This is a genomic window from Synechococcus sp. LTW-R (genome assembly GCF_014217875.1).
GTDB lineage: Bacteria > Cyanobacteriota > Cyanobacteriia > PCC-6307 > Cyanobiaceae > Vulcanococcus.
Genome location: NZ_CP059060.1, coordinates 1,696,180 through 1,719,307, shown reverse-complemented (window position 1 = coordinate 1,719,307; position 23,128 = coordinate 1,696,180). Strand labels below are relative to the sequence as shown.

Sequence of the window (23,128 nt, the reverse complement as noted above, 5' to 3'; positions counted from 1 at the left end):
TTTTCACCAACCCATGCGCATCCTGGGAATTTCCGCCTATTACCACGACAGTGCCGCTGCCCTGCTGGTTGATGGCGAGGTTGTGGCAGCTGCCCAAGAAGAGCGCTTCACGCGGAAGAAACATGATTCGTCCTTCCCTGCTTCAGCAGCTCGTTATTGCCTGGAGTCTCAGGGTCTGAAGCTGAGCGATATCGATGCAGTCGTCTACTACGAAAAGCCACTGCTGACCTTTGAGCGTCTCCTCGAGACCTATCTAGGTGCTGCTCCCCGCGGCGGGCGCTCATTTGTGGCCGCGATGCAAGTCTGGTTAAAAGAAAAGCTCTTTCTCAAGACTGAGCTGAAAAAACAAGTGGCGGCCCTCGCTGAGCCTGATGCCAAGCAGCCTGAGCTGCTCTTCAGTGAGCATCACCTTTCCCATGCTGGAGCAGCTTTTTATCCCAGTCCGTTCGAGAAGGCGGCAGTCCTCTGCATGGATGGTGTCGGTGAATGGGCGACCACCTCGGCATGGTTGGGTGATGGTTCCGAGCTCAGTCCTCTCTGGGAGATCAATTTTCCTCACTCGCTGGGGTTGCTCTACTCGGCGTTCACCTACTACTGCGGTTTTAAGGTCAATTCAGGTGAGTATAAGTTGATGGGCTTGGCTCCCTATGGCGAGCCGAGTTATGTCGATCAAATCAAGTCACATTTGATTGACATCAAGCCAGATGGAACATTCCGCCTCGATCTGAGTTACTTCAAGTTTCATCGTGGCTTCCGTATGACGGGCCGAAAGTTCCACAAGTTGTTTGGCCGGCCCCCGCGCAAAGGAGAAACAGAGCTCAGTCAATTCCATATGGATTTGGCTGCCTCCATTCAGGTGGTCACCGAAGAGGTTGTTCTCAAGTTGGCTCAGACCCTGCGGAAGGAAACGGGCGCGAAAGCACTTTGTTTGTCAGGAGGTGTCGCACTCAATTGCGTGGCGAATGGGAAATTGCTCCAAGAGGGCATCTTTGATCAGATCTGGATCCAGCCCGCCAGTGGCGATGCGGGTTCAGCCCTTGGTGCTGCTCTGGTGGCTTGGCACCAGCACTTCAAAGCCAGCCGCCAACCGGTATCTGGCGATGCCATGAAGGGCACCTACCTCGGTCCCGCCTTTTCGAACTCTGAAATCCGCGACTATCTCACCAGCATCAAGGCTCCATTCCATGCCCTTGAAGACCCGCTCCTGTTTGATCGGTTGGCCGAGCTTTTGGATCAAGGAAAAGTGGTGGGCTGGTTCAACGGCAGGATGGAATTCGGTCCCCGCGCTCTAGGTGCACGTTCAATCATCGGCGATCCGCGCAATCAGCAGATGCAGAGCGTGATGAACTTGAAAATCAAGTACCGCGAAAGCTTCCGCCCCTTTGCTCCATCTGTTCTCGAACAGGAAGTCTCAAATCAGTTTGAGCTCAATGCCAAGAGCCCTTACATGCTCCTGGTGGCGCCGGTCAAGAAAGAGTTGTGCCAGCCGATGACAGTAGAACAAGAGAAGCTTTTTGGAATTGAAAAGCTTAATGTTCCGCGCTCATCTCTGCCAGCAATTACGCATGTCGATTACTCAGCGCGCGTCCAGACTGTGTCGGATCAAACCAACCCCCGCTACTTCAATCTGATCAAGTCCTTCCAGCACAGAACGGGTTGTCCGACTTTGGTGAATACATCCTTCAACGTTCGCGGGGAGCCTATTGTGTGCACGCCTCAGGATGCTTACCGCTGTTTTATGCGGACGGAGATGGATGTGCTTGTGCTTCAGAACCAGTTGTTGTTGAAGGACGAGCAGCCGCAAGATGAGGCTGACGAAAGTTGGAAACAAGAGTTCGAGCTCGATTGATCATGTCCCAGTCATCGCATCCATCCAAGAAACAGCTCCGCGAGTTTGGAATCCTGCTTGGAATCGTTTTTCCGGTCGTCTTTGGTTGGTTGATTCCGACTCTCAAAGGCCATCACCAACCTCTTTGGCCCTTTCTGATTGGAGTGCCAAGTCTGACATTGGCTTTACTCGCTCCGCGAGGACTTCAATGGCCTTACCAAGGTTGGATGAAGCTGGGTCACATCTTGGGCTGGATCAACAGTCACTTGATCCTTGGAGCCGTCTTTGTTTTTGTGCTTCAGCCCATTGCCTACGTCATGCGTTTGACCGGTTACGATCCCTTGAAGCGCAAGCGTGCTGGGCTTGAGTCCTACCGTGAGCAGGCCAAGCACAAGTCTGTCGATCTAACCCGAATCTTCTGATTTCACAATGGAAGCTTTTATTGATCTGCTCAAGGATGTCTGGGACTTCCTCAAGGTACGGAAGAAGTACTGGCTAGCCCCCCTGATCATCACGATTGTTCTGATGGGATCGCTTCTGGTGTTCACCCAGGGATCGGTTGTGGCACCATTTATATACTCAATCTTCTAGCAACTACATCATCTGCTCCACTATAAAAGCCCGGTCCAGATAGGCCGGGCTTTTTAATGTCTAGAGCTCGAAGTGCTTAATCACAGCGTCGGCAAATCCACTGCAGCTCACCGGCTCAACAGGGGGCTCCATCAAGCGGGCCAGGTCATAAGTGACCTCCTGATTGGCAATCGCATCACTGATCCCTTTGGTGACCAAATCAGCGGCTTCCTGCCAGCCCATGTACTCGAGCATCATCACGCCGCTCAGAATTACCGAGCCCGGGTTAATGCGATCGAGTCCCGCATGTTTGGGGGCTGTGCCGTGGGTTGCTTCAAAAATGGCCGCGGTGTCGCCGATGTTGGCGCCAGGGGCCATGCCCAAGCCGCCGACTACGGCTGCTGCTGCGTCTGAGATGTAGTCACCGTTCAGGTTCAAGGTGGCCAGGATCGAGTAGTCCGCAGGGCGCGTTTGGATCTGCTGGAAGATGCTGTCGGCGATGCGGTCATCAACCATCACCATCTGCTTCCACTTGCCGCCGCCATGGCTGGCTCCGATGGCATCGACCACCCCCTGCACCTCAGCGCAGATCGCTTCTTTTTTCTCGGGTGTCAGGCTGTCGTAGCCCGGGTCGATCATCTTGGCGTTGGCCTCAATGCTCAACCCAGGGTTCTGATCGGCGTTGTCCAGGATCCAGCTCTCTCGCTCCGTGACGCAGTCAGCACGGAATTCCGTCGTCGCCAGCTCATAACCCCAATCGCGGAAGGCGCCCTCCGTGAATTTCATGATGTTCCCCTTGTGCACCAGGGTCACGTGGCGCTTTTTGCCTTCCATCCGCAACGCGTGCTGGATCGCTTTACGGATATGGCGCTGGCTGCCGTCTTTGCTGACGGGCTTGATGCCGATGCCTGAACCCTCAGGAATCTGCCGCTTACCGAGCTTCCCGTTGGCCGGAATGACCACTTCATTGAGGTGTTTGCGCAGCTCCTGGCCGACGGGATCGTTCGCTTCCCACTCGACACCCATATAGATGTCTTCAGTGTTCTCGCGGTAGACGATCACATCGAGGTCCTGGGGCCGTTTGTGCGGGCTGGGCGTCCCTTCGTAGTAGCGGCAAGGACGCACGCAGGAATAGAGGTCAAAGATCTGCCGCAGGGCGACGTTCAGCGACCGGATTCCACCTCCCACTGGGGTGGTCAGAGGGCCCTTGATGGCGACGCCGTACTGACGCACGGCTTCCAGGGTGTCTTCGGGCAGGTACTGATAGGTGCCGTAGAGGTCGCAGGCCTCATCGCCGGCATAGACCTTGAACCACTCGATCCGGCGCTCGCCCCCGTAGGCCTTGGCGATGGCCGCATCCAGCACCTTCTGGGTGGCCGGCCAGATGTCAACGCCCGTGCCATCACCACGAATGAAGGGAATGATGGGGTCGTTGGGAACGATGGGCTGACCGTTCTCGAAGCGAATGGCCGTTCCTTGCGTGGGGGCGGTGAGCTTCTCGAAGGTCGCCATGGCTGCGGCAAAACACTGAAGGTGAGCCTAGGTTTCAGCCAACCAGGGTTCTGCAGCCGGAGGCACGCATGAATGCAGGCGACCAGGCTCGATCGCTTGAGCTCGCCCAGCTGATCGCTTCCGTGGCCGCGCTGTTTCGTCAGCACTTCCCTGATGCACGGCCGAATCTGCGGCCTTGGCGGGATGATCCCCAAACCCGCGCCTTTGAGGATCGGCAGACCCTTGACCTGTCGTTTCATCTCCCTGGCTGGAGCCCCCGCAGTCAGTGCCGCTCGTTCTTGGTCCAGCTGAGCCTGTCCGAGGGCGTGACGCAGGCCAGGCCCAGGCTGCTGGGGGTCACCATTCGAGGTTTGACCTACGAGAGTGAGCGCTGGAGGCTCACCACCCTGGGGGAGTGGCTCCCCGCCGGGACCCATCCGCCGGTTGAGTCTGTGACCCTCAAGCTCAAGCAGTTCTGCGCCGAGCTCTTCGATCTTTTTGAGGCAGGAGCGAGCGAAGCCGACGTGGCGTAACCCTTCGCAACCTTGGGCTCACCCACGACAACGTTCCTCTTACTTTGATTCTCCTGACCGTGCTCCACGGCACGACCACGATTTCAAAGACATGTCTGTCGCTCTTGCTGCCCAGTTGCGTGAAGGGACCAAGAAGTCCCACACCATGGCCGAGAACACTGGCTTCGTGAGCTGCTTCCTCAAGGGCGTCGTGGACAAGGCGAGCTACCGCAAGCTGGTGGCCGACCTCTACTTCGTCTACGGGGCGATGGAGGACGAGTTCGCCCGCTTGAAAGACAACCCGGTCCTTGCCCCGATTGCTTTTGAACAGCTGAACCGCCGTGAGGCCCTTGAGAAGGACCTCGCCTACTACTTCGGCTCAGATTGGAAGCAGAACATTCAGCCGTCACCTTCCGCCAGCGTCTACGTCGAGCGCATCCATCAGGTGGCCAAGGAGTCGCCCGAGTTGCTGGTGGGTCACCACTACACCCGCTATCTCGGCGACCTCTCCGGTGGTCAGATTCTGAAGAACATCGCCCAGAAGGCCATGAACCTGGGTGGAGACGACGGTCTCCACTTCTATGAGTTCGACGCCATCGCCGACGAGAAGGCCTTCAAGGGCACCTATCGCTCCGCCATGGACACCCTGCCGATCGATCAGCCGATGGCCGATCGGATCGTGGAGGAGGCCAATGAGGCGTTCCACCTGAATATGAACATGTTCAAGGAGCTGGAGGGCAACCTCGTCGCTGCCATTGGAAAGGTGCTCTTTGGCTTCCTGACCCGCCGCCAGCGCACCGGCAGCACTGAGACTGTGGCTGCTTAGTCACACTCCCTTGCGCCCCCTTCGCTTTTTAGTTCCCGGAACAACCGGTCGCTTTCGCTGCGGGGGGCTCCTCGTTGAGCTTCAAACCGCCCGGATGTTGTCTGCTCTGGGTCCTGTTGAAGTCGTCACGTATCGCCAGCGAGAGGACGGTCGTCCTTTTCTGGCGGATCTGTTGCGCGAGGAGTCCCTTCCAGGCGGAGCTGGTGCTGCGCTTTGGATCGTGAGCTGGGGATTTGACGTTCCTTGGTTGTTGCGGCAACTCAAAGGCCGTGCCTGCGCCTATCACGCCCACAGCAGTGGATATGGCTTTTCGTTGCCTGCCGGTGTGCCAGTGCTGGCGGTGAGTCGCAATACCCTGGGGTACTGGGGCGATCGGGCACCGCGAAACCCGCTTTGGCTGGTCCCCAATGCCCTCAGCCCCGAGTGGCTTGAGCGGGGACAGCGCACAGGAGCGGGCGAGCGCAGCATTGATGTTCTCGTCCAGCGGCGTAAGAACAGTGCCTATGTCCTGAAGCAGTTGGTTCCCGCTCTTCAGGCCCGGGGTTTGCGTGTTGAGGTTCAGTCCGGATGGGTCGATGACTTGGTGGATCTCTTTAACAGCGCCAAGGTGGTCCTCTACGACTCGGCGGACTATTGGCGCGGTCGCGGCGTGACCGAGGGCTTTGGTCTGCCCCCCTTGGAGGCCCTCGCCTGCGGTTGCGTGGTGTTCAGCAGCTTCAACCATGCGTTGGCTGACACTTTGGATCCAGGTCGGATCGGGCATCAGTTGGGATCGGGCTCGTTGCCGGCAGATCTCGAAGCCATCAGCGCTGCTGCTCGAGATCCCGCTGCATGGAGACCCGATCAAGCAGCTCTGACAGCTCTTCTGGCGTCAGCCAGCGAGGCGGACCTCCTGACGCGTTGGCGGCAGGCGCTCGAGGTGGTCAATCAGCACTGGGACCGGATTGTTGCCGGGGAACCTGCGCTGAAGGCTCCACCACGGTGGTGGCTTCAGCTGAAAACAAAACTCAGGCCAATCGGTTCGCTGGCTGGCCGTTTGAGGCCGTAGCGCTTGGCTTGGAGCCATAGTTTGTGGCCATGCGCAGCCGAACCCTCGATCAGCTACGCCACCTGCTGAATCACCTGCCGCGGCGGCGGCGTTCGGCGTTGTGGATGTTGGTGCCCCTGTCGGTGGTGCCCGGGGTGATCGATTTGGCCTCCGTCGCGGTGATCGCCCGTCTGACGGGGTCCTTGGTGGATTCCGATCTTGAGGATCGGTTGCCAGGGATTCATGTCTTTGGTGGGGACAGTATCAACCAGAGCGTCTGGATGATTCTGGTTTTCATCATGTTGGCTTGGGGTGCTTCACTCTCAAAGATTTCGCTGAAGTTTTTTCAGCAACGTCTTTCAGCTGGCATCTGGCGAGATATCTCGAATGAGGTCCACTCCAGACTTCTTCAGCAGCCTTTTGAATATCACCTTGGTAAGAGCACCGCTGATCTGAGTTCTCAGTTATTGAGCAACTTGAATCGTGTGGCGATCAATGTTGTCACGCCGATTCTGCAGATTCTGAGTGCATCTGTGTCGATCGTGCTCTTGTCGATCGGGATCTTGTTTGTCGGACGCTGGCTCGCTGTCGTCCTCGTCGTCAGTTTGGTTTTGGCATACAGCGTCATCTCAGGCAGTGTGACCCCTCGGCTTCGCCATGGTTTCCGCCAGAAGATGCGTCTGGAGGCTGAATCGACAAACATTTTGTTTGAGTCATTGGGCTCGATTCGCGACATCCAGCTCAGTGGATCGGAGCCTTATTTCGAGCGTCAATTTCAGGTGTCTGGAGAGAAGGCGCGTCGCTACGCCTGGTTGACCGAGTGGCTTCCGGATCTGCCCCGAGGCCTGATCGAGCCCTTCGGGATCACGATGATTTTTGCGGTCGGAGCCCTGCCGGCTCTCTTGAGTGGCAACCAGAACGAAGTCAGGGCGATCCTTCCGTTTCTGGCCACCATCGCGGTCGCTGCCCTGCGCCTGACGCCACCGCTGCAGGATGCGTTTCGCTCCTTGACCCAACTCAGGGGAGGACTGCCTCTTCTGGATGGGGCTCTGGCCTTGCTGGATTTGCCAGCTGATCGGCCCACCCAGCGCACCCCAGGTGTTCCCTCTGCTGCAGGTGTGTTTCCGCGCAACACCATTCGTCTTCACGACGTTTGGTACCGCTACCCCCACTCCGATGACTGGGTGCTGAAGGGGGTCAACCTTTCGATTCCGGTTGGCTCGCGCATTGCCCTCGTCGGCAGTACGGGTAGCGGTAAAACGACAACTGCGAACATTCTCTTGGGCTTGCTACATCCCAGTCGAGGAGCCCTGGATCTCGACGGGATTCCCGTCGAGGGCCTGGATGTTCCTGCTTGGCAGGCCAATTGCGCCCAAGTTCCTCAGTCGATCAACTTGCTGAACGGCAGTGTTCTTGAGAACGTCGCCTTTGGTGAGCCCATCGATCAGGTCAAATCCGATCGGGTTTGGGAGGCCTTAGAAGCGGCCCAGCTCCAGGACTTTGTGGCTGAACTCCCCTACGGACTTCATACCCAGGTGGGTGAGAACGGTTTGCGCCTTTCCGGGGGCCAGCGGCAACGTTTGGCTTTGGCGAGGGCCTTCTACCGGCAGGCCAGCTTCCTTGTCCTCGATGAGGCCACAAGTGCCTTGGATAACCGCACGGAGTCGGAGGTGATCGAAGCCCTCGAGGTGATCGGACGCCGTTGCACCACGGTCGTCATTGCCCACAGGCTCAGTACGGTTCAACGTTGCGATCGCATTTATGAGTTCCATAACGGCAGCGTGAAGGCGTACGGCAGCTACACCGAGTTGAAGGAGCGCTCTGAGAGCTTCCGAGAGCTGGCGATGCTGGAGCAGCAACAGGCGGCTTCATGAGTTTTCTGGCCGGCCTGAATGACGCCCAGCGCAAGGCAGTGGATCACCATGAAGGTCCACTGCTGGTGGTGGCTGGTGCGGGCAGCGGTAAGACCCGAGCTCTGACCCACCGCATTGCCCACATGATTGGGCAGCACGGCGTTAATCCAGCGGAGTTGCTGGCGGTCACCTTCACGAATAAGGCGGCTCGCGAGATGAAGGAGCGGCTTGAGCTGCTTCTGGCTCAGAAGCTTGCGCAGAGTCAGTTTGGACAGCCTTGGAGCACCTTGGCCGCCGTTGATCAGCGGCAGTTGCGCTCGCGGATCTATCGCGAGGTCATCAAAGACCTCTGGATCGGCACCTTCCACGCACTCTTCGCGCGGTTGCTTCGCTTTGACATCGACAAGTTCCGCGATCCAGAGGGGCTGACCTGGACGCGTCAGTTCTCGATCTACGACGAGGGGGACACCCAGAGCCTCGTCAAGGAGATCGTCACCCAGGAGCTGGGGCTGGACCCCAAGCGGTTTGAGCCCAAGAAGGTGCGCTGGGCGATCAGCAACGCCAAAAACCAGGGTTGGATGCCAGAGCAGCTTGAAGCTGACGCGGGCGGGCAGCGCGGCAAGTTGATGGCGGACACCTACCGGCGCTATCGGCGTGCGTTAGCCGCGAACAACGCGTTGGATTTCGACGACCTGCTTCTTCTGCCCGTGCAATTGCTCCGCCAGAACGAGCAGGTTCGCAACTACTGGCACCGGCGTTTTCGCCATGTGCTGGTGGACGAGTACCAAGACACCAACCGCACGCAATACGAACTGATCAAGCTTCTGGTGACCGATGGCCGGGATCCTGAAGCCTTTGACGACTGGGCTGGTCGCTCGGTGTTTGTGGTGGGTGATGCCGATCAGAGCATCTACAGCTTCCGGGCCGCTGACTTCACGATCCTGATGGGTTTTCAGGATGACTTCGGCGACGGTGCCCCCGATGAAGCCACCCAGACCATGGTCAAGTTGGAGGAAAACTATCGCTCGACGGCCACCATTCTTGAGGCCGCGAATGTTCTGATTGCGAACAACAGCGAGCGCATCGACAAGGTTTTACGGCCCACCCGTGGTGAGGGTGAGCTGCTCACCTTGACCCGCTGTGATGACGAGATTGCCGAGGCAGAAGCGGTGGTTCACCGCATGCGGATGCTCGACGCGGCCCATCCCGATTTGAGCTGGGGCGATATGGCGGTGCTGTACCGAACCAACGCCCAGTCCCGTGCGATGGAGGAATCCCTAGTGCGTTGGGGCATTCCCTATGTGGTGGTGGGCGGCCTGCGCTTCTACGACCGGCGTGAGATCAAAGACATGCTGGCGTATCTCAAATTGTTGGTGAATCCCGCCGACACGGTGAGCTTGCTGCGGGTCCTCAATACGCCGAAACGCGGGATCGGTAAGACCACGATTGAACGGCTGACTGATGCCGCGAATCAACTCGGCATTCCGCTCTGGGATGTGGTCAGCGACCCGGAAGCGGTTCGTTCTTTGGGTGGACGTTCCGCAAAAGGACTGCTTCAGTTCTGTGAGTTGATCAACAACCTCAAGAATCGCGCTGAAGATGCGGCTCCTTCCGAGTTGGTTCAGCTGGCGATGGAAAAGAGCGGTTATGTCGCTGAGCTGATCGCTGCCGGGACCGATGAGGCCGAAGACCGGCGCCGCAACCTGAACGAATTGGTCAACGCGGCGCTCCAGTACCAAGAGGAAAACGAAGAGGGCTCTCTTGAGGAGTTCTTGGCGTCCGCTGCCCTGGCCAGTGACGCGGACAGCAAGGACACCGACCAGGACCGGGTCACCTTGATGACGTTGCATGCCAGCAAAGGCTTGGAGTTCCCGGTGGTCTTTTTGGTGGGCATGGAGCAGGGCCTCTTCCCTAGCTACCGGTCCTTGGAGGACCCCGCGGCGATGGAGGAGGAGCGCCGCCTCTGTTACGTGGGCATCACGCGGGCAAAAGAGAGGTTGTTCTTGTCCCACGCCAGCGAGCGCCGACTCTGGGGCGGCATGCGGGAACCGGCGGTCCCGTCTGTCTTCCTCTCTGAGCTGCCGGAGGCTTTGGTGCAAGGGGACATTCCCCGGAGCGGTGGCGCAGCCATCCGCCGCGAACAGCGGCTGGATCGCCTCACCCGTGTAGACCGTCCGGGTTCAGGTTCTGCCTCCTCCCAGCCCGCGAACGCCGTCCGTCGGCGTGCCCCTGCTCGGACCTGGTCCGTTGGCGACCGCGTGCGGCATAGCTCCTTTGGGGAAGGTCAGGTCACGCACTTGTTTGGGAGCGGCGAAAAGATCTCGTTGGCGGTCAAGTTCGAGGGCATGGGGCCGAAGATCCTTGATCCGCGCCTCGCTCCGATCGAGCCCTTGTAGGTAGGCGGGCGATGGAGATTCCTGACGTCCCCAAGCTCCTACTGGAGGCGTTGACTCAGGCGGCCGCTGGCGAGCGCTGTGCCCTTGTTGGAGGTGTGGTGCGTGATCTCCTGCTGCACCGCCACCACGAAGATCCCTGGCGCGGTCTACCCGATCTGGACATCGTCGTTGAGGGGCGCGCGGCCGAGTTAGTTCAGCGTCTCCCCGAAGTGCTGGAGAGCCAGTTCGCATGCTCGATCCCCCTCAGCCTTCAAGAGCACGGAGCGTTTGGCACCTTCGAGTTGGAGCTGCAGCTTCCCGCTGAATTCGGTGGCACCTGGCTCTTGGATGTCGCCTCTGCCCGCGAGGAGACGTATCCCGAACCAGGAGAGAACCCCACCGTTCGTCTTGGAAGCCTGAAGGATGACCTGGCTCGCCGTGATTTCACGGTCAACGCCATGGCCTTGGAGCTCGCCAGTGGGGAGGTACTCGATGTACACCACGGTCAAGCCGACCTCTCAGCACGTCAACTCAATTTTCTGCATCCCGCCAGCCTCAGGGATGACCCCACGCGTTGGGTGCGTGGCGCTCGCTACGCGGCTCGGCTCGGTTTTCAGTTCTCGACAGCGGCTCAGCAGCAGGCCCTGAGCACCCTGGATCAGTGGCCCTGGCGTTGGCGGCCTGGTGATGATCCTGGCCAGGCCCCACCGGCATTGGGGACGCGTCTACGAATGGAGCTGGAACTGCTGTTTCAGCGTGAGCCTTGGCCGGAGGCACTCCAGGAACTTCAGCAGATAGGCGGATTGGCTCTGCTCGACACCCAGTTGCAGCAGGACGCTTCATGGGCCCGTCGTCTCCAGTGGGCTCAGCGCTTGACAGTGCCTTTGTTGCCGGCTCTGGTCGCAGGGGCTGCTGATCCTTTGGGTTTAGCGGAACGGCTTCAGTTGCCGCACCGTCAGCACAAGCTCTTGGTGCAACTCCAGGAATTGAAGAACCGACTCAACGCAGTCCCGACCGATGCACTACTGCCCTCGTGGTGGGCTGAGTTTTTGGAAGCGCCTGGGCTTAGTCCTGAGGCTGTGGCGTTGGCCATCTCGTTTGGTGGCCCCCATTGGCATTCACTGCTGCGTTGGTGGGGCCGATGGCGGCATGTGCGTTCACCGATCTCAGCGGCGTCCTTGATGCAGGAGGAGGGGCTGAGACCTGGGGCTGAACTTGGTGTTCGTCTTAAGGCGTTGCGTCTTGCCGCGCTTGATCAGCTGTCCGGGTAGCCCTCCGGGTTTTGAGACTGCCAGGACCAGCCATCGCGGCAGATCTCTGCCAGCGATCGCTTCGTCCGCCACCCCAGCACGCGATTCGCCAAGGACGGATCAGCCACGGTGGTTGCGGCATCTCCCGGGCGTCGCTCGACCAGTTGGTAAGCCACTGGTCTGCTTGAGGCCTTCTCAAAGGCTTGGACCACCTCCAAGACAGAATGACCTTGCCCGCTCCCCAGATTGACGGTGAGCAATTGGGGTCCCTGCTCCATCAGGTGCTGAATGGCGGCGAGGTGTCCCTCGGCCAGGTCCATGACGTGGATGTAGTCGCGGACGCCTGTGCCATCCGGGGTGGGCCAGTCGCTTCCAAAGACTTGGAGCTCTTGGCGCCGTCCAACTGCCACTTGTGAGACGAAGGGGAAGAGGTTGTTGGGAATGCCGTTGGGGTCTTCGCCGATCTGTCCGCTGGGATGGGCTCCGACGGGGTTGAAGTAGCGCAACCGCCCGATCCGCCAACCCGGTTCGCTGCTGCTGAGGTCTTTCAGCATTTGTTCCACAGCGGCCTTGGTGAAGCCGTAAGGGTTGATGGGTTGGACTGGATCGTCTTCAGTGACGGGGACACGCTCGGGCAGGCCGTAGAGGGTGGCGCTGCTGCTGAAGGCGAGGGTCCGGCATTTCGCCTCCCGCATGACGGACAGCAGGGACTGACTTCCGGCCACATTCACATCCCAGTAGCGCAGGGGCTCACGCACGGACTCGCCAACGGCCTTGAGGCCGGCGAAATGGATGACTGCGTCGACTGATTGCCCTGCCTGGAAGCCTTTCCGCAGGTCGCTCTTGCTCCTGATGTCTCCTTCCACAACTTGGAGTCGCAAGGAGTCGCTCCCAACATTCGCGAGTTGGCGGACCCGCTTGAGCGATTCAGGGGAGCTGTTGCTGAAGTCATCCAGCACCACGAGATCGTGACCGGCGTCCAGCAACACCAGACAGGTGTGGCTGCCGATAAAGCCTGCTCCGCCTGTGATCAGCAGTTGTGCCAAGGGGCTCTGGTGCTCCGCGTTGTGTTGGATTCAACCATTGATCAGGGGTAGGTCCAGGGAGCAGAGCTTTCGGGCAAGAACGGTGGCGGCTGCTTTGTGCCCCTCTCGGTTCCAATGGCCATAGCCAGGTCCAGGTTTTTGTCCGGCAAAACCATGGGCAATTAAGCCTTGTTCATCCGCCTGTTGCTGCAGCTCCTGTGCAAGTGGCAGGTAAGGGATGCCATCGGCTTTCAGGAGGCCTGCGAGCTGGGTCTCCGGTTTGAACCAGTCCAGCTGCTGGTCTTTGACTTTTTGGTCACGTTCTTGGCGATTCGGCCAGAGTTGCGGAGGTGTGGTCACGCTGGTGACAACCAGTCGACTTCCCCTGTTCTTGGATTCTTTGTTCCATTGCCGAAGGATTGACCTCAAGATCTCCCAGCTTTCTGGGAGATCTTCGGGATCGGGCCCATAGAGCTTGGTCCCATCAGGACCCAGAGGGAAAAAAGTGCAGCCATCTGTATCGCACTCTTCTCCAGCTCGAGCGTTGCGCAGATTTTTCAGTTGGTTGATCAATTGGGCGAGACGGCTCCAGCCCAGGACCCAATCGCTGAGTTGTCCCGCCCAGGACTGTCTGAAGCGATAGTCCGGGCTGCTACGGAAGGCATCGCTGCGGCTCAGGGTGCCTTGATGGAGTGAAAACGTCGGGCTGGAGCCACTCCCCCGTTCGCTCTCAATGTTGTCCCTGAGGTCGTTTTCGAAGTAGACAGCGTGAAGGACCACTTGAGGTTGAAACCGCTGGGCGTCCTTTTGCCAGGTCAGCCAGCTCTGCCCCGTTCCGTATCCGCCGACTCCAAAATTCAGGGTTTCAGCGCCTTTGGGAAACCCTTGCAGCAGACGACATCCCGGCACCGCCGCCATCGCCGTGGGCAGTTGATTCACCCAGGTTTGCTCCAGTGGCACCTGCAGGGCTTCGGTGAAGGAATCGCCAAGGACGGCAATGCGCAAAACGCCCGGCTCCTTCGCCAATGCCCATTCGCTGTCTCGATAGCCCTGGGAATTGGTGCGCACTGGAGCGGATCCCTCCTGACTCCAGTGGGTGCGTACGTTGGATTTGAGGGTCCAGCCGCGATCGGAATCAGTTCGGTAAAGCCTGGGGGCCTCAATGCCAATGAAACGGCAGCCCAACTCCAAGGCCGCCACTGAGAAGGCCACTGAGCCCAGTAAAAGTGCTGCAGCTTGCCGCCGCGAGGTGTGGGGTTGTCCAGTCACCCCAGCATTGTCGCCGTTTCCGCTGATCCTCCAAACTGGCCTCAGTTCAGGAGTGGTGGTGGCGAAGCTGCAGAGTCTGCGGGGCATGGTCGATCTGTTGCCTGAGCAGATCGCCCTCTGGCAGCGGGTGGAAGCTACGGCCCGTGACCACTTCGCAAGAGCGGGTGTCGCCGAGATTCGAACACCGGTTCTGGAAACCACTGAACTCTTTGCCCGCGGCATCGGCGAAGCCACCGATGTGGTCGGCAAGGAGATGTACACCTTCAGCGATCGTGGGGATCGCAGCTGCACATTGAGGCCGGAGGGCACCGCCTCCGTGGTCCGAGCAGCGATTCAGCACGGGTTGTTGAGCCAGGGCCCGCAACGGCTTTGGTATGGGGGGCCGATGTTCCGCTATGAGCGCCCCCAAGCAGGTCGGCAGCGCCAGTTTCACCAGATTGGCCTCGAAATGCTTGGCTTTGACTCAGCGCGTTCCGACGTTGAGGCGATTGCGACAGCTTGGGATCTGCTCAAGGACTTGGGTGTCCAGGGTTTGGTGCTGGAGCTGAACTCTCTTGGCAGTGCGTTAGATCGCGCTCGCTACCGCGAAGAACTCGTGGCTTGGCTCTCAGCTCGCGAGACTCAATTGGACGAGGATTCTCAGGTGCGCTTGCGTACAAATCCACTGCGCATTCTTGACAGCAAGAACAAGGACACCCAAGCCTTATTGGCGGATGCCCCGACGCTTGCCGATGCCTTGTCCCCAGAGAGTCAGCAGCGTTTTGCTCAGGTGTGCTCCGGCTTGACAGCTCTTGGAATTCCTTTTGCCTTGAATCCTCGGCTGGTACGTGGTTTGGATTACTACAGCCACACTGCTTTTGAAATCACCAGTGATCAGCTCGGGGCTCAGGCCACCGTGTGTGGCGGCGGCCGCTACGACGGTCTTGTTGAGCAGCTCGGTGGGGCATCGACGCCCGCCATTGGCTGGGCGATTGGCTTAGAGCGTTTGGTGCTTCTGCTTTCGCAGCAGGCCCCAGTGACGACTGATGCTCCCGATTTGTATCTGGTGAATCGCGGTAAACAGGCTCAATGGTCTGCGCTTGTTCTGGCGAGGGAGCTCAGGCAACGTGGATTCAGTGTCGAGTTGGATTCCTCGGGTTCAGCCTTTGGTAAGCAGTTCAAGCGAGCCGATCGCAGCGGTTCAGCCTGGGCCGCTGTTCTGGGCGATGGAGAGGTGGAGCAGGGAATCCTGACCTTGAAGGCGCTTCGTCAGGAAACGGCATTGCAGAACGAGCAGATCCTGAAGTTGACTGATCTTGATCAGCTGGTCAGCATCCTCTCCGCTTGAGCATGTTGGGGACCCAGGAGCGTGTTGCCGCACCCAAGATTTCAATCTTGATGGCGACCTGGAATTGTTCCTCCTTATTGGCGACTTTCTTCAGGAGTCTCGAGGAGCAAAGCACGGGGGATTGGGAGTTGTTGATTCTCGATAATTGTTCCTTCGACGGCCTGCCTCAACTGGTGCGGCAATACCAAGCAGCTCACCCAGATCAATTGATTCGCTTTAGCTCTCAGACTGATGCAGGGATCTATGACGCCTGGAACCGAGGAATCAAGTTGGCGGAAGGGGATTATCTTTGTTTTATCGGTGCCGATGACATCTTTGTTAGCCCTGAGAGCTTGCAGCAGCTGCTTGATCTGACGCGCTCGTCTGCAGAATTGATTACCTGCCGGAACGCCTACTATTCTTCAGATGGTCATTTTTTAAGGGACTGGGGTTCCGCCTGGAATTGGAGACGGATGCGGGAGTCGATGAATATTGCGCATCCGGGAATGCTTGTACGTCGTGTCTTGTTTGAGCGATTTGGTTTGTTTGATTCTAGCTTTAAAATCTGTGGTGACTATGAATGGTTTTTGCGTCTGACACCAGAAGTACGATCTATTCACGCTCCAACTTCTGTTTTAAAGATTGTTCAGGCGGGGGTGAGTCACACCAGGATTGGTGCTGTGTATGCTGAAACATTTCGCGCACAGACTCGTCATCTCAACTTCTTTTGGAGCGCTGTATGTTGGATTCTTAATTGGCTGAAATATAGCCGCCGTCGTTTGATTGGCCTGACTTGATACCATGCTGCTTCTGAATTACAAGCCCGTTCTGTTTCAGCCAACAGGAATTGGAATTTATGCCAATGCTGTTTTACCGGCACTTCAGAATTTTGAGCATATCTTGATTCCTGGTGGTGGCTCTGGAGGCAGTAAAGATCGTTTGAAGCGGCTGGCCTGGACTCAGACGCAGCTACCAAAGCTGGCTAAGAAATATCAGGCCGATCTCATATTTACCCCTGCTCCCGAGGGTTATCTCGGTGATCAGGCTGTTCCTCAGATCCTAATGGTCCATGACTTAAGACCTTTAATTCACCCGGAGTGCTCAATGCAGACACTTTATTTCAGAAGCTGGGTTCCACCGCTCCTCAGACAATGTACCCATATCTTCACGAATTCTGAGTTTACTGCTGCTGAAATAAGCCGATGCATAGGTGTATCACAAGACAAGATTACTGTGACACCTCTTGGTTATGATCCTGAGCATTTCTATTTTTCGGAGTCCTTTAAGCGTCTTCATCATCGCCCCTATCTGCTCCATATTGGGCAGGCCTATCCCCATAAAAACCTAAAGCGTCTAATACAAGCCTTTAATTCAATTGCGCATCAATTTCCAGATGTTGATTTGCTTTTGTTGGGTAAGCCTCATCCAGCTCAGACCATCCGACTTCGAAATTTGGTTGCCGATTTAAATCTGTCGGATAGAGTAATTTTCAAGAGCTATGTACCTTATGCAGATCTTCCCAACTGGTATAGAGGAGCCTGTGCTTTTGTTTATCCGAGCCTTTGGGAGGGCTTTGGCCTCCCGATCCTTGAAGCAATGGCTTGTGGTTGTCCTGTTATTACCAGCTATGGATCAGGAACTCAAGAAGTAGCTAACAACGCCGCAATATTGATTGATCCGTATTCAGTATCCGACTTAGTTGACTCAATAACTAAAATCCTATTGTCAGAATATGAGCAATCTAATCTGCGTCTTAGAGGTGCTAAACATTCACGTAGCTTCAATTGGAGTAGCACCTCGAAAAAATTATCCGAAGTCATTTCTGAGAAGACTGCTATCCCGGACAAAGGCCACCCTTTGATATGATTTCACGCACTTCTATCGCACTATTATCAATTGGCTCGCCTAAAGCATAAAGCTTGTTATTGCCTGGAAGCTTCCTTTGACCAATTGGGCCTTCAAGATATTGTTTATAGCCATTACGATTCAAAATACACATGATCGATTGTGATAACTCACTACTCATGCGTGTATGCCATAAGCCCAGAATCCCGAATCTGTAATACAGATAACCAGACTCTTCGTCTGACCACACCACGATATCTTCAGATCTAAGGCTTTCTAGAAAAGGGATTTCCTCTTGAGTAATTGTGTTATCTACAACATGAGATAGCGAGGGAATATATGGAACGATGGTGATAACGCTCACTGCTAATACAATTCCGCATATTACGCCCGAACGAGGCCCATCCTTCTTCCGATAAGCGAGCGAATCAGTGAGCCAGGTGAGGCCATGTGCCAGGTAGAAAAAAGCCACAGAGGCTACATAATAAGATGCAATTACAGTTTTAAGCGAAATCAGGAGTGCGCTGCAGACAAGGATAATAACGGTAAGCTTCCAATAGTTAGAAGCATCCCTTAACCCTATTGAACGGCTCCGCATCTCACATATTGTGAGTACAACAACTGCAAGCAAGAGAAGGAGTGAATCAGGCCCACTCCGCAGAAACAATGTCTCAAGATTACCGTAAATAGACCATATAGAACTGACTGGAGCCCTGTCATAAGAGGGATAATTAGAGAATAAAATATTCCCACTGAGTATAAAATTGCTCGTTAGCAATGGCATTAAGCCTGCAATGAAACCGCTGGCTAGAGACAAGAACTTTCGTGACAAAAGTCTTTTTTCATGCCAGAAAGTCTTTAATCGCTCCAGGATTGCAGGTCGCCCACTTGTCTGTGCTTCTGAATTAGAGTAACGGGGGGAAATAGTAGACTAGCCACTATAGGAGGACCCAAGAGAATGTTGCTCGTTCTAAACCACAATGACAGTCCTAGCATCAAGCCAAGACCAGCAACCATATTTCGACCCGTAATTCTTGTATTTGCACCTTTAACTGTAGGACTCAGCTTGTCGAAATAACTTGCCTTCATCGAGACTAGCCCGCATAGCAAAGACAAAACAACCGTTGGAAACATCGAAAAGCTATGACTTAAATATCCTCGGCATAGCCAAAGACATATAATCCAGCTGAATACTATTAACGCCCGCAGCCCCAAAGGGGATTTCCACGCATTTACGACTAAGTGAGAAAATACTAGGGTTGTCCCAGCTGAGCAGGCAATGAGTAGAGCTCGGGCTTCTAACTGATGTGGGAAAAAGACATTAAGTATGAAGTCCCGAAGGGATATTTGGAAATATTCCTAGAAAGACTCGGATTGTATCGGAATGAATTTGGCGGTAATCCTGTTTCCCACCTCTTATGGCTCTCATTGCTATCTTGTGCAACTTGAATAGCAATAGCCTCAAGCTTGCTTGGTTTGGGCGAAGCCGTTAACTTATTCACAAACCTATCTTTACGGATTTGCTTGGATAAAATCGCGTATCCTGCGGCATCCGTTCCTGACTTCTTTGGCTCTTGTACTAGCCCCGCACTATAGATAGACCGAAAGACGAAAACTGCACACAAGAAAACGATAAAACTGTAAAGTATGATTTTCAGAACTATCTTCACATGCACGATGTCGAGCTCTTGGTTTGTCCTTGAGGTTACCTGTCTATCATATTCGAGGCGCCGGCCATGCCAAAATATGCCGCATAAGGTTCACAGCTCGCCAGGCCCTTCTTTTGTATACTCGAATTGTCATTAAGCCAGGGTTGTATATGCGAGATGCTTTCCAAAAACACAAATATCTTCTTCGTACCTATTTATTGTTTTTATCTTGCTATTCGCTACTGTCATTCTTCAGGCACTTTAGCCTTCAGTCAGGAGTCTATGACCTTGGACTCTTTACTCAATGGTCTTACTTATCAGGAATTGGTGAATTCTGGACTCCCTCTTCTCTTACGGAATTTATTAAACCTGCACTCGGCGATCACTTTTCATTGCTTTTAATTCCTATTGGACAGCTGTTTCGACTTTTGCCCTCAGCGTATACGCTCCTTTTTCTTCAATCAGCCGGTTTAGCTTTGCTGGCGACTCTCTTTCTCCGAGAGCTATTTCAATCCTTTTCGTCTCGTCATTCTCGAAGAATGATTACAATCGGTCTTTTACTAAATCCGTTCCTTATGAATTCCTCATTAAACGACTTTCATCCTGAAGTTGCGTTTGCTTTTCTGGGCTTGGCCGCTTTAATCTATCTCCGCAGAAAAAAATATCTTGTCTCAGTTGTCTTTTTGATGATGTTCGTGGCTTCAAAGGAGGCAATGGCCTTCTTTGCAATTGGTTATTCCCTTTATTCATTATTGCGTCGTCACGTTTGGCTTTCTGCAGCCGTCATGGGCTTCGCCTTGTATTACTTTGCATTTTCCTCCAGCATCGTTGATGCTTACCAGAGTTACGCAAGCACTCGCTATGGCCACTTAGGAGATGGATATGTGGACATACTGGCCTCGCCCTTCATCAGGCCTGCTCACTTTTGGAGTGCTTTTGTTAATCGCGATTCCTTTCTGTACCTGTTGGGTTTATTGACTCCTTTTGTTGCGCTATATCGCTGGCCTCAAGTTATTCCAGCAGTCGTTGCTGTAATCCCGCTTGTATTCGCAAATATACTGTCAGAATCGGATGTGATGCGGAGTCCTATTTATCAGTATCAGATTCCAGTTCTAATCTTTCTAATGGTCGCTGCCTTGGATTCTGCCAAGTGTACGATTTCTCCCTATTCGAGCACGTTCTCGCTTGCGAGAATACGACTGTATCTAGTACTTTCGGTTATCTCATTCTCTATGTTGACGCAATGGTCTTTCTTTCCTACTCGGTATCTGCAGCATTGGAGGCTTGCCCCATCTCTGTTTGAGTATGGAAGAGAATATAGCTCTCCGCGTATTAGTGTCTGGGCACATGAACGCATAGCCTCTCATTTCTCTGGTCGGCGCCAAATCTTTTATCGAGAAAAAGACCTCTTAGATAAAGACTTTGATATTCTTATAACACCTGCTATTCAGCCAGCCGCTGCTCCCTCAAACTTATTGGAGAAGTTGAGGAACTTCGTCTTCTCATACGGAGACGCTGACGAATTTATGGAATCAGAAAATATTCTCAAAGTGGCTCGGTCTAGAGGCTATAAGTGTCATGGCCTTCGCATTGTGGTTTGTAAAAAGTATTAGTAGCTACATGTATTTTCTCGTTGACCCTTTCGGATCTAGTCTCTATTTGATCTCCACTTTTCCCTGACTAGGTATAAGGGCCTCTGCTTGACCTCTTCGAAGATTCGCCCGAGGTATTCACCGAGCACTCCCATTCCTATCAGCTGAATCCCGCCCAGGAATAAGACTGCCGTCATGAGGGATGCATAGCCAGGTAAGTCAATCCCGAACAACAGTGTTCGTAGAACCATCCATCCTCCGTAGCCTAAGGCAAGTAGTGCAATCGCGAGACCTGCATAGCTCCAAACCTGTAACGGCATCCGACTGAAGGAGGTGACTCCGTCAATGGCAAAGTTCCAGAGTTTCCAATAGTTCCAGTTTGTTTGACCAAGTTTTCGTGGATCTCGGTCGTAATAAATCGCGGTTTGTCGAAATCCAACCCAGCCGAAGAGGCCCTTCATAAAGCGACTGCGTTCGGGCAGCTGGAGTAGTGCATCAACAACACAGCGATCCATCAGCCTGAAGTCCCCTGTATCGGCAGGGATTCCTGTTTTGCTCAACCGGCCCATGAGCCGGTAGAAGCCATAGGCGGTGAAACGCTTCGTCTTGCTTTCTCCTGCCCGCTGCCGTCTCACGGCATAGACAACGTCGTAGCCCTCTCGCCAGCGGGCCAGCATTCCTTCGATGACCGAGGGCGGATCTTGCAGGTCTGCATCGAGGGGAACGACAACATCACCATTGGCGGCCTCCAAGCCAGCTGTTAGTGCTGCTTCTTTGCCGAAATTCCGTGAGAGGCTGATGATTGTTGCCGTGAACTGAGGCCGCTTCCTTACCTCTTCTTTGGCCACCGCAACAGAACGATCTTTGCTTCCGTCATCCACAAAAACGAGCTCGAATTGGATGCTGAGCTTGCTCAGGCTTTCATCAAGTTCTGCAATCAATGCAGGGATGCACTCCTCCTCATTAAGGAATGGGATGACTGCGCTCAGAAGAGGCTGTTTTTGGCGTTGATCAGCGTGCATAGCTGTAGCGCAAAGCCACGTCCCAAGTGCCTGCTTGCAAAGTGATCATGGTCCATCCTTGTCGATCTTGTGCGGCATCGAAAGGCCTTCGCTTCCAATCCCCTGCACCATTCGCTGGTTTGACCAGCACTTGCCAGCTTGGATCCGACCACTGCATCAGCCTCAAGTTCCCTGGGGTCTTTGCTTTCACCAGCAACCGCCGCTCCGTCGGTGACTTGAATGCCACCTCGACAGTTCCTGAGCCTGAGAATGTGGACCAGTTGTTCTGAGGCCAGTTGGGCAGCCAAAAAATGGCCAGCCTCTTGTTCCACGAACTCTCCGGAATCCCGGAGGGGCTGTAGTCGGGGACACCAGAGAGGGCGATTCGTCCATCACCTGTCGCCGTAAATCGTTTGCTGAGCTCTCCAGTGCTTGGCAGTGCCTCCACTCCTTTTGGACAAGGAACCAGGGGGTCACAGGCCAGCAGTGTCCGATTCGCCTGGATTTCCTTACGGCTTGGTGCGTGTCCGATGAGGTTGGTGCGAAACCTCCAGAGCGAGTCGAACCATGCTCCAACTGCAGCCAGCGCAGTCACTAGCAAGGCAACGCGTCTCCAAGTGGACGGGCTCAGCCTCGCGTTGGGTTGAACCCCTACCGAGGCCCACCACAGCAAGGCGCCCATCCAGGTCGGACTGAGCCAGCGCCACGGGAATTGAATCCGCTGTAGCGGACTCACGAGTTCATAAGCAGGCGTACTCACAGGGAGCATGAGGACCAGACCGCTTGCGGCGAGCACCATCCCCCAGCGTCCAATGGGATCAACGGAGCGGCCCCACCCCAGCCACCTGCTGATGAGGATCGAGCCGATCACCACGGCTTGAATCCAAATCAAGCGTCCGAAGCTGAACTGACCGGCCTGTCCTGAACCAAAGAACTCCCCTGCCAGTAGACCTTCTGGAATTGGAGGCCTAACGGTCGGTAATGCCAAGAGTGCTGGTATCCAGAACGGTGAGGTCACGGCCAGGGCCAGGAGTCCACTCAATAGCCAACGCAGCCATTGCCTGGGTCCTCGCAGGACCACTCCTGCTGCCATCAGCCAGATCAGAGCAGTGAGCAGGCTGGCGTTCCAGTTGCTGAGGATCACTCCCGCCAAGGCTGCGCTGCTTAGAGGGAACCCCAAACGCTTCCCTTGCTTCAGCCCCACCAGGCCCAGGGTGAGCCACCACAGCAATCCTTGCGCCAAGGCTTCGGGCCAGGCGCCCCGTACATAGAGGTTCACAAGGAAGTACGGGTTAAGGACTGCCCCCCACAGCAGGGCCCAGCGCCACATCCCTTGGTGCAACCAGTGTTTGGCGAGCACTGCGGCTCCCACCGCGTTGACCAGCGTCACCACCAGCAAGCCACTGGCGAGGGCATGGTCTGGCGGCATGCCGGCAACCAGGGGAATGCCCACCAAAAGCCTGAATAGGGGCGGGTAGATCAAGAGGGCATGACTGCCCGCCCCGGCCCAGGGCAGATCACTCCACGTCGGCCAGAGCCAGCCACCTTGGACGGCTTTGGCCCAAGCCACAGCCCAGCCCAGATGCAGGAAGCCATCGGGCGTATCCAGGGGAACCCCGGCGATCCCTAGGGGCAGCCAGCTGATGATCGCCAGGCCCACTGCCGCCAGCAACAGTGCCCGTCGCCCCATAGCCCCTCAAAAAGCTCCT

19 protein-coding genes are annotated in these 23,128 nt (G+C 55.7%); 13 read left to right on the top strand and 6 right to left on the bottom strand.

Annotated features, from left to right (window positions below; genetic code table 11):
- Window positions 1–13 precede the first annotated feature (13 nt).
- The 3 genes from H0O22_RS09680 to H0O22_RS09670 are packed head-to-tail and all read left to right on the top strand — an operon-like array spanning window position 14 to window position 2,419.
- A complete protein-coding gene (locus tag H0O22_RS09680; RefSeq protein WP_185186464.1) occupies window positions 14–1,849 on the top strand; it encodes a carbamoyltransferase in 1,836 nt (611 codons plus the stop codon).
- A 2-nt stretch (window positions 1,850–1,851) separates the two neighbouring features.
- On the top strand, window positions 1,852–2,250 hold the full coding sequence (locus H0O22_RS09675) for an SxtJ family membrane protein (RefSeq protein WP_185186463.1): 399 nt from the start codon (window positions 1,852–1,854) through the stop codon (window positions 2,248–2,250).
- Between the two features lie 7 nt (window positions 2,251–2,257).
- Window positions 2,258–2,419 carry a DUF5989 family protein gene (locus tag H0O22_RS09670; protein ID WP_185186462.1) on the top strand — a complete coding sequence of 54 codons (162 nt, stop codon included), beginning with the start codon at window positions 2,258–2,260 and terminating at the stop codon, window positions 2,417–2,419.
- Between the two features lie 60 nt (window positions 2,420–2,479).
- On the opposite strand, the gene H0O22_RS09665 is transcribed toward H0O22_RS09670, so the two are convergent.
- Window positions 2,480–3,910, bottom strand: coding sequence for an NADP-dependent isocitrate dehydrogenase (locus tag H0O22_RS09665; RefSeq protein WP_185186461.1), 1,431 nt, complete (start codon window positions 3,908–3,910; stop codon window positions 2,480–2,482).
- A 68-nt stretch (window positions 3,911–3,978) separates the two neighbouring features.
- Between H0O22_RS09665 and H0O22_RS09660 the strand changes: the two genes are divergently transcribed.
- The 6 genes from H0O22_RS09660 to H0O22_RS09635 all read left to right on the top strand — a co-directional run bounded on the left by H0O22_RS09660 (window position 3,979) and on the right by H0O22_RS09635 (window position 11,753).
- Window positions 3,979–4,422 carry a hypothetical protein gene (locus H0O22_RS09660; RefSeq protein ID WP_185186460.1) on the top strand — a complete coding sequence of 148 codons (444 nt, stop codon included), beginning with the start codon at window positions 3,979–3,981 and terminating at the stop codon, window positions 4,420–4,422.
- Window positions 4,423–4,513: 91 nt separating this feature from the next.
- Window positions 4,514–5,227, top strand: coding sequence for a heme oxygenase (biliverdin-producing) (locus tag H0O22_RS09655; protein WP_185186459.1), 714 nt, complete (start codon window positions 4,514–4,516; stop codon window positions 5,225–5,227).
- Window positions 5,228–5,237: 10 nt separating this feature from the next.
- Window positions 5,238–6,275 (top strand): glycosyltransferase, encoded by a 1,038-nt coding sequence (locus H0O22_RS09650; protein WP_185186458.1) that lies wholly within the window; start codon window positions 5,238–5,240, stop codon window positions 6,273–6,275.
- Between the two features lie 29 nt (window positions 6,276–6,304).
- A complete protein-coding gene (locus tag H0O22_RS09645; RefSeq protein ID WP_185186457.1) occupies window positions 6,305–8,128 on the top strand; it encodes an ABC transporter ATP-binding protein in 1,824 nt (607 codons plus the stop codon).
- On the top strand, window positions 8,125–10,503 hold the full coding sequence (locus tag H0O22_RS09640) for a UvrD-helicase domain-containing protein (RefSeq protein ID WP_185186456.1): 2,379 nt from the start codon (window positions 8,125–8,127) through the stop codon (window positions 10,501–10,503). Before H0O22_RS09645 ends, H0O22_RS09640 begins: the two co-directional genes overlap by 4 nt.
- Window positions 10,504–10,514: 11 nt before the next feature.
- Window positions 10,515–11,753, top strand: a complete 1,239-nt coding sequence (locus tag H0O22_RS09635) for a CCA tRNA nucleotidyltransferase (RefSeq protein ID WP_185186455.1) — start codon at window positions 10,515–10,517, stop codon at window positions 11,751–11,753.
- Here H0O22_RS09635 and galE read toward each other — a convergent pair.
- Window positions 11,738–12,778: a UDP-glucose 4-epimerase GalE gene (gene galE, locus H0O22_RS09630; protein WP_185186454.1), complete on the bottom strand. Its 1,041-nt coding sequence runs from the start codon at window positions 12,776–12,778 to the stop codon at window positions 11,738–11,740. The two genes, H0O22_RS09635 and galE, sit on opposite strands and share 16 nt — an antisense overlap.
- Window positions 12,779–12,808: 30 nt before the next feature.
- Window positions 12,809–13,969 (bottom strand): SGNH/GDSL hydrolase family protein, encoded by a 1,161-nt coding sequence (locus tag H0O22_RS09625; protein ID WP_185186453.1) that lies wholly within the window; start codon window positions 13,967–13,969, stop codon window positions 12,809–12,811.
- A gap of 115 nt (window positions 13,970–14,084) precedes the next feature.
- On the opposite strand from H0O22_RS09625, the gene hisS reads away from it, so the two are divergent.
- From hisS to H0O22_RS09610, 3 genes are read left to right on the top strand one after another with little or no spacing between them, the layout of a single operon-like run.
- A complete protein-coding gene (hisS, locus tag H0O22_RS09620) occupies window positions 14,085–15,353 on the top strand; it encodes a histidine--tRNA ligase (protein WP_185186452.1) in 1,269 nt (422 codons plus the stop codon).
- 5 nt (window positions 15,354–15,358) lie between these two features.
- A complete protein-coding gene (locus H0O22_RS09615) occupies window positions 15,359–16,129 on the top strand; it encodes a glycosyltransferase (protein ID WP_255439259.1) in 771 nt (256 codons plus the stop codon).
- Between the two features lie 4 nt (window positions 16,130–16,133).
- The gene (locus H0O22_RS09610; RefSeq protein ID WP_185186450.1) at window positions 16,134–17,198 is read left to right on the top strand and encodes a glycosyltransferase family 1 protein; all 1,065 of its coding nucleotides are present in this window, start codon (window positions 16,134–16,136) and stop codon (window positions 17,196–17,198) included.
- Here the strand turns inward: H0O22_RS09610 and H0O22_RS09605 are convergent.
- Window positions 17,167–17,775 (bottom strand): hypothetical protein, encoded by a 609-nt coding sequence (locus H0O22_RS09605; RefSeq protein WP_185186449.1) that lies wholly within the window; start codon window positions 17,773–17,775, stop codon window positions 17,167–17,169. The two genes, H0O22_RS09610 and H0O22_RS09605, sit on opposite strands and share 32 nt — an antisense overlap.
- 1,221 nt (window positions 17,776–18,996) lie before the next feature.
- Between H0O22_RS09605 and H0O22_RS09600 the strand changes: the two genes are divergently transcribed.
- Entirely contained in the window at window positions 18,997–20,439 is a 1,443-nt protein-coding gene (locus H0O22_RS09600; RefSeq protein ID WP_185186448.1) for a DUF2079 domain-containing protein, read from the top strand.
- Between the two features lie 35 nt (window positions 20,440–20,474).
- On the opposite strand, the gene H0O22_RS09595 is transcribed toward H0O22_RS09600, so the two are convergent.
- On the bottom strand, window positions 20,475–21,440 hold the full coding sequence (locus H0O22_RS09595; protein WP_185186447.1) for a glycosyltransferase family 2 protein: 966 nt from the start codon (window positions 21,438–21,440) through the stop codon (window positions 20,475–20,477).
- Complete coding sequence (locus H0O22_RS09590) at window positions 21,430–23,109, bottom strand: hypothetical protein (RefSeq protein ID WP_185186446.1); 1,680 nt, start codon at window positions 23,107–23,109, stop codon at window positions 21,430–21,432. The genes H0O22_RS09595 and H0O22_RS09590 overlap by 11 nt, the downstream gene beginning before the upstream one ends.
- Between the last annotated feature and the right edge of the window lie 19 nt (window positions 23,110–23,128).